This window comes from Rhodopila sp. (assembly GCF_035548235.1).
Lineage (GTDB): Bacteria > Pseudomonadota > Alphaproteobacteria > Acetobacterales > Acetobacteraceae > Rhodopila.
The window spans coordinates 36335-42600 of sequence record NZ_DASZTJ010000009.1; the positions used below are offsets into that span (position 1 = coordinate 36335).

6 protein-coding genes and 1 pseudogene are annotated in these 6266 nt (G+C 67.6%); 5 read left to right on the top strand and 2 right to left on the bottom strand.

The features are described from left to right. The first annotated feature begins 241 nt into the window (after nucleotides 1-241). Nucleotides 242-712, top strand: coding sequence for a hypothetical protein (locus VHB27_RS00525; protein WP_325596581.1), 471 nt, complete (start codon nucleotides 242-244; stop codon nucleotides 710-712). Here VHB27_RS00525 and VHB27_RS00530 read toward each other — a convergent pair. Continuing rightward, the gene (locus tag VHB27_RS00530) at nucleotides 660-1547 is read right to left on the bottom strand and encodes an NAD(P)-dependent oxidoreductase (RefSeq protein WP_325596583.1); all 888 of its coding nucleotides are present in this window, start codon (nucleotides 1545-1547) and stop codon (nucleotides 660-662) included. The genes VHB27_RS00525 and VHB27_RS00530 overlap by 53 nt on opposite strands. Nucleotides 1548-1646: 99 nt before the next feature. Between VHB27_RS00530 and VHB27_RS00535 the strand changes: the two genes are divergently transcribed. Together VHB27_RS00535 and VHB27_RS00540 are read left to right on the top strand one after the other, a co-directional pair. Then, a complete protein-coding gene (locus VHB27_RS00535) occupies nucleotides 1647-2552 on the top strand; it encodes an SDR family NAD(P)-dependent oxidoreductase (RefSeq protein ID WP_325596585.1) in 906 nt (301 codons plus the stop codon). Between the two features lie 264 nt (nucleotides 2553-2816). Further along, nucleotides 2817-4442: a thiamine pyrophosphate-binding protein gene (locus tag VHB27_RS00540; protein ID WP_325596587.1), complete on the top strand. Its 1626-nt coding sequence runs from the start codon at nucleotides 2817-2819 to the stop codon at nucleotides 4440-4442. Between the two features lie 32 nt (nucleotides 4443-4474). Here VHB27_RS00540 and VHB27_RS00545 read toward each other — a convergent pair whose 3' ends face one another. Continuing rightward, nucleotides 4475-5038, bottom strand: a complete 564-nt coding sequence (locus tag VHB27_RS00545) for a hypothetical protein (protein WP_325596589.1) — start codon at nucleotides 5036-5038, stop codon at nucleotides 4475-4477. Nucleotides 5039-5493: 455 nt separating this feature from the next. Between VHB27_RS00545 and VHB27_RS00550 the strand changes: the two genes are divergently transcribed. Both VHB27_RS00550 and VHB27_RS00555 read left to right on the top strand, forming a co-directional pair. Then, a complete protein-coding gene (locus VHB27_RS00550; protein WP_325596591.1) occupies nucleotides 5494-6033 on the top strand; it encodes an SspB family protein in 540 nt (179 codons plus the stop codon). 12 nt (nucleotides 6034-6045) lie between these two features. After that, nucleotides 6046-6266 (top strand): annotated as a pseudogene (locus VHB27_RS00555) (fumarate hydratase); the annotation flags it as partial.

Sequence of the window (6266 nt, forward strand, 5' to 3'; positions counted from 1 at the left end):
CCGGACATCAGCACGGCCCCGACAGCCAGTGCATGCGCCCCGATCACGCGGTCGAAGTCACGCCCCCTGCTCCAGCCGCCTGCGCGATGATCTGCTCACAGGCCCCGATGGCCATCTTCGGTAGCCATCTTCGGCGGCCATCTTCTGATCGGACGGCAGGACCGACGTACTCCGCAACAGCACGTTCGATGTTGGCAAGGCACCTCGCAACCGCACCAGCGGGCGCTCGTTCACCACCGCAATGCAGCATCCCAGCCTCCCCCTGGTCGCCCTCTCCCTCACCCTGGCCGCCTGCTCGGTCCAGGACTCCCACACCGCCCGCCACGCGGAGACCCGGCTGGTCGGGCTGTCGGCCGTGGACCTCGAAAGCTGCCTCGGCGTTCCCAACCGGCGGGACACGTTCGGGCAGACCGCCATCCTGTCCTATGACGGCAGCTCCACCAGCTCGGGCGGCTTGAGCCTGGCGCTGCCGATCGTCGGCGACCTGAGCTTCTCGGGCGGCGGGGACTGCCACATGACCGTGCGCCTGGACGAAGGCCGCGTCTCCCAGGTCCGCTACAGCGGCGAGACCGACGCGACCTTCGCCCCCGACGCCTATTGCGCCCCCCTGGTGCGCACCTGCCTGAAAGACCTCCCCCCGCAGAGCAGGCCCCAACCGGTCACTTCGGCCGGCTCCGCACCTGCACCCCGGTCCAGCCCTCCAGCACCTTGATCAGCGTGGTGAAATCCTCCCGGCCCAGCCCCTGCTGCTCGCCGAAGCGCCAAAGCTGGCCGACCTGTTCGTGGACCCACATCGGCACGCCCCGCGCCTTCGCCTCCGCCAGGCCCAGGGTCACGTCCTTCACCATGATCGACAGCGCGGCGCCGAAGTCGAACGTGCCGGGCAGCACGGCCTTCGGCAGCTTGGTCAGCGTCGCGTTGTTCTGCCCGGTCGAGACGTTCAGCACCGCGACCATCTGGTCCGGGTCCAGCCCGCCCTTCGCGCCCAGCACCAGGCCCTCATACGCCGTGGCCATGTTGGCGGCGTTGATCAGGTTGTTGACCAGCTTCATCAACTGCGCCTGGCCGGGCGTGTCCCCGACCTCGAACACCCGGCCGCCGATGCGCTGCAGCCAGGGCATCACCTTGGCCCTCACCTCGGGCGGGCCGGCGCAGATCACCGTCAGCGTGCCGGCCCGAGCGCCTTTGGGCCCGCCGCTGATGGGGCAGTCGAGCAGGGCGATGCCGCGCGGTTCCACTGCCGCCTGGACCTTCGACAGGGCTTCGCCGCCGATCGTGGACATCTCGACATAGATCCGCACGGCGCCGCCGGCCGCGACTTCGGACGCCACCGCCTCGCTGACCGCGCCGCTGGGCAGGCAGGCGAACACGATCCCGGCCGTCTCGGCCACGGCCCGCGCCGACCCTTGGGCGATCGCGCCCCGCTCCACGAACGGGGCCATCGCCGCCGGGTTCGGATCGTAGACGTGCAGCCTGGCGCCGTGCTGTTCCAGCCGTTCGGCAATGGCCGCGCCCATCTGGCCCAGGCCCAGAAATCCCAACTCCATGACGAATCCCCTACCGATCAGTAGCCCCGGATGATGACACGGATCGCATCCTGACGCATTGTGCCGCCGCCCAGTTTTGATGGAGGAAACCCAATGGGAATGCTTGACGGGAAAGTCGCGGTCGTGACCGGCGCCGGCAACGGCATCGGCAAGGCCACGGCGCTGACGATCGCGGCCAATGGCGGCATGGTGGTCGTCAACGATATCGGCGCCACGGTGACCGGTGAGGGCCAGGACGCCGGTCCCGCTCAGCGCGTGGTCCAGGAGATCGAGCAGAAATACGGCAAGGGCAAAGCCGTCGCCAACTCCGGCAGCGTCGCCTCCTGGGAGGACGCGCAGAAGATGGTGCAGGACGCCATCGACAACTTCGGCAAGATCGACATGGTCGTGAACAACGCCGGCATCCTGCGCGACCGCATGTTCCACTACATGTCGATCGAGGAATGGGACGCGGTCATCAAGGTCCACCTCTATGGCGCCTTCTACGTCTCCCGCGCCGCGATCCCGCATTTCCGCAAGCAGGAGAGCGGGTGCTACGTCCACATGACCTCGACCTCGGGCCTGATCGGCTCCGTCGGCCAGGTCAACTACGGCGCCGCCAAGCTGGGGATCGCCGGCCTGTCGCGCAACATCGCCATGGACATGCAGCGCTATAACGTCCGGTCGAACTGCATCGGCCCGCACGCCTTCAGCCGCATGATCGAGACGATCCCCGGCCAGACCGAGGAGCAGATGCAGGCCCGCGCCGAGAAGACCAAGCCGGACCACATCGCGCAGTTGATCGCCTTCCTGGGCACCGACGCGGCGTCCGGCGTGTCCGGCCAGATCTTCGGCGTCCGCGGCAACGAGGTCTACCTGTACAACCAGCCCCGCCCGATCCGCATCATGGCGCGGCCGGATGGCTGGAACCTGGAAAAGCTGGCGGAGATGTGGCTGCCGGCGGTGAAGAACAGCTTCACCCCGCTGGAGCGTACCCGCGACGTGTACCTGTGGGATCCGGTCTGAGCCGCCACAGCCGCTTATTCGGCACACCGTGTCATGGCCGGGCTTGTCCCGGCCATCCACGACTGTGCTTCGACACAGGACAGCCGCGGACGGCTGCCTCAACGCCTTCCCCGGGGGCTTCCCCAAGGGCCCCTCCAGGGGCTCCTTCAGGGATTTCCCCAGGGATTTCCCCAGGGATTTCCCCGGGGATTTCCCCGGGGATTTCCCCAGGGAATTCATGACATGGCCCCCGAGGACAGCGCGTCCCCATAGGAATCCCAGGACATGCCCAAGCTCCGCGGCGCCGACATCGTCGTGCGCACCCTCGAAAACGCCGGTCTGACCGACATCTTCACCCTGTCGGGCAACCACATCATGTCGCTGTTCGACGCCGCGATCGACTCCAAGCTGACGCTGTTCCACGTCCGGCACGAGGCCGCGACGGTCCACATGGCCGACTCCTACGGACGCCTGACCGGGCGCCCCGGCATCGCCTGGGTCACCGGCGGCCCCGGCCATGCCAACGCCGTCGGCGCGCTGTTCACCGCGCTCGGCCAGGAAACCCCCATGATCCTGATGTCCGGCCACACCGAAACCGACCAGCTCGGCCGCGGCGGGTTCCAGGAACTGCGGCAGGTCGACATGGCCGCGCCCGTCTGCAAGGCCGCCTGGATGGCGACCGACACCGCGACCGTCGGGATGGACGTGGCGAAGGCGGTGCGCATCGCGACCGCCGGCCGGCCCGGCCCGGTGGCGCTCAGCCTGCCGTCCGACGTGCTGGACGCCACGGTCGACGAAGCCGACATCGCCTGGCCCACCGCAGCCGACTTCACCGCCGAACCGGTGCCGCTGTCCGACGCCGCGGCCGACGCCATCCTCTCGCTGCTGGCCGACGCGAAGCACCCGCTGGTGATCGCCGCCCCGGTGCTGGCCACCGCCGCCGGCCGCACCCTGCTGCGCCGGATCGAGAGCACGCTGCACATCCCCGCCTGCATCAGCGAAGGCCCCCGATCCTTCAACGACGCTTCGCTCGGCGCCTATCTGGAGGTCGCGAAGAAAGCCGACCTCGTGCTGCTGCTGGGCAAGGCGATGGATTTCACCGTGAAGTTCGGCGGCGCCCCGTTCGCGCCGGATTGCCGGTTCATCGCCATCGACCCGGACGGCGCGATCCTGAACCGGGCGGTGGAGAACAAGGGAAAATTGCTGGCATTCGGCTGCGTGGCGGATACGGTCCCGGCGGCCCGGACGCTGATCGCGCGCGGCACCGGCCGCGGCCCGAGCAACGAAGCCTGGCTGCGGGAGGCGCATGCCTGCTTCTATGATCGCCCGGCGGACTGGAAGGACTTGCGGTCCGCCACGCCGGACAAGCTGCATCCGGCCCAGGTGTTCCAGACGCTGCAACGCTTCCTGACGCCGGACAGCATCCTGATCGCCGACGGCGGCGAGTTCTCGCAATGGGGACAAAGTATCCTGCGAAACGAACGGCGGATGATCAACGGCGTCACCGGTTCCATCGGCTCGTCGCTGCCGATGGCCGCGGGCGCGCGGGTGGTGGACCCGAAGAACCCCGTGTTCGCGGTGCTGGGGGACGGCACGTTCGGCTTCCACATGGCCGAGGTCGAGACCGCCGTCCGCTGCAACCTGCCGTTCGTCGCGATCGTCGGCACCGACTGCCGCTGGAACGCGGAGTACAACCTGCAGGTCCGCGATTACGGACCGAACCGCACCTTCGGCTGCGAGCTGAACGCGACCCGATACGACCTCGTGGCCGAAGCGCTGGGAGGCCATGGGGAGCTGGTCACCAAGATCGAGGACCTGGGACCGGCAATCGAGCGCTCATTGGCCAGCGAGAAGCCGGCGGTGATCAACGTGATGATCGAAAGCATCCCCTCGCCGGTCATCAGGCGATAAGGGACCAGGCGGTAAAGATCAGGCGGCAACGATCAAGCGGGGACGGCCGCCTGGGCGTCGGCCAGGGCCTGCTGGACCTTCTTGCGTTCCCGGTCGGCGATGCGCTTGTCGCGCTGGCGGCGCTGGAGAGCCTCGGTGAAGCTGATCCCGTGCGCCTTGGCATAGGCGGCGACGGTGATGTTTTCCTCGATCAGCGCGCCGACCCTTTCGATCGAGGGCGCCACCGGTTCGGGCTCAGGCTGGACTGGCTCCGGCTGGCCTTGCGCGCGGGCGGTGTGCAGCTTCTCCAATCCCCGTTCCGCCTTGGTGGCCTCGCGGGTCAAGGCGACGGCGCCGCTGCGCAGCCGTATCACGCGGTTCAGCGGCATGTCCGGCTGGACCGCCTGCGCGAGCGCTTCGCCGGCCTGCAAGCTGAGCGTCAGGCTTCGGACGATCAGGCGGAGTTCGGTCACGGTCTGCGGGCTGTGCCCCATGACGAGCGTCTTCGCAGCTTCCCACGCTTCATCCCGATTGCCGCCTGCACCTTGCAGCAGGAGGGCGGCGAGCTGGCTAAGGATGACGTAGAGGAAGGCGGTGGGGAGTTCGGTGACGCTCATGGGATGCTGTCCTTAAATGCGCATCCCACTATAGGTATATTTGCCGTTATTGCAAGAATTTTCTGAAAACCATCTGGCAGTGCGCCGCGTGGCGCACCAAGGGGCGCACCAAGGGGCACACCAAGGGCGGACCAAGGGGCGCACCAAGGGCGGACCAAGGGGTGCATCGGCGGCGCGGCCTGTTCCCGGGCTAGCTGGGTTGTTTTCACATGGAGAAGCGCCCTGCGGGCTTTTGGAGGGCACGGTGTTCGCCGCGTGGCATCAATCAGTACCGGCTGTAGCCGCTCGAGCGCCGAGTGGGAGGCAACGAGACCGAAACATCGACGCCGTGCCCACCATGCCCTCCAAAAGCCCGCAGGGCGTTTCTCCGTGCGGGAACGACCACCCCCCAACCACCCCCTTTGCCCATGTCCCCCGTTCGCGCTAATTTTCCCGTCTAACCCACGGGGACAATCATGGACGACGACCAGAAGCGGCCGGAAAGCCTGCTTCCCTATGAGAAATGGATCGAACAGGCCCTGCGCCACGTCGTCGCGCAAGCCATCGAGCATGTCGGTGAGCATGGCCTGCCCGGCGGCCACCACTTCTACATCACCTTCCGGACCAGCCACCCCGGCGTCGACATGCCCGCCCGCATCCGGGCGCAATATCCGCGGGAAATGACCATCGTCCTGCAGCACCAGTTCTGGGACCTGGGTTTCGACCGCGAGACCGAGACGATCCATGTCGGCCTGTCCTTTGGCGGCGTGCCGGCCAAGCTGACGATCCCCCTCGGCGCGATCGTCGAGTTCGCCGACCCGCATATCCGTTACGGCCTTCGCTTCCAGCCGGAGGAGCAGACCGAGGCGGAGCCATCCAAGGTGGAGCAGCCTGGAGAATCCGAACCGGAAAAACCCGCCGGCCTTCTTGGCTCCCCTGCGAAAGAGCCGGAGGAGCAGCCGGAACAGGGCCAGGTCGTCAGCCTGGACGCCTTCCGCCGCCGCTCCCCGCAATAAAGGACCATCCGCATGGACAAACAACGGCCGGCGAATTTCCTGTATTCGCCGATGTTTCCCCTGTCCGATACCGGCACGCCCTGGCGCAGGCTGCCGATCGAAGGCGTCAGGACGATCAAGGTCGAAGGCAAGACCGTGCTGCGCATCAAGCCCGAGGCGCTGTCGGAACTGGCGGTGCGCGCCTTCCATGACGTGTCGCACCTGCTGCGGCCGGCGCACCTGGCATCGCTGCG

Excerpts from the sequence above, each read along its gene's own strand:
- VHB27_RS00550 (WP_325596591.1), top strand. The coding sequence starts at position 5,494 with ATGGACGACGACCAGAAGCGGCCGGAAAGCCTGCTTCCCTATGAGAAA.
- VHB27_RS00530 (WP_325596583.1), bottom strand. The coding sequence starts at position 1,547 with ATGGAGTTGGGATTTCTGGGCCTGGGCCAGATGGGCGCGGCCATTGCC.
- VHB27_RS00525 (WP_325596581.1), top strand. The coding sequence starts at position 242 with ATGCAGCATCCCAGCCTCCCCCTGGTCGCCCTCTCCCTCACCCTGGCC.
- VHB27_RS00540 (WP_325596587.1), top strand. The coding sequence starts at position 2,817 with ATGCCCAAGCTCCGCGGCGCCGACATCGTCGTGCGCACCCTCGAAAAC.
- VHB27_RS00535 (WP_325596585.1), top strand. The coding sequence starts at position 1,647 with ATGCTTGACGGGAAAGTCGCGGTCGTGACCGGCGCCGGCAACGGCATC.
- VHB27_RS00545 (WP_325596589.1), bottom strand. The coding sequence starts at position 5,038 with ATGAGCGTCACCGAACTCCCCACCGCCTTCCTCTACGTCATCCTTAGC.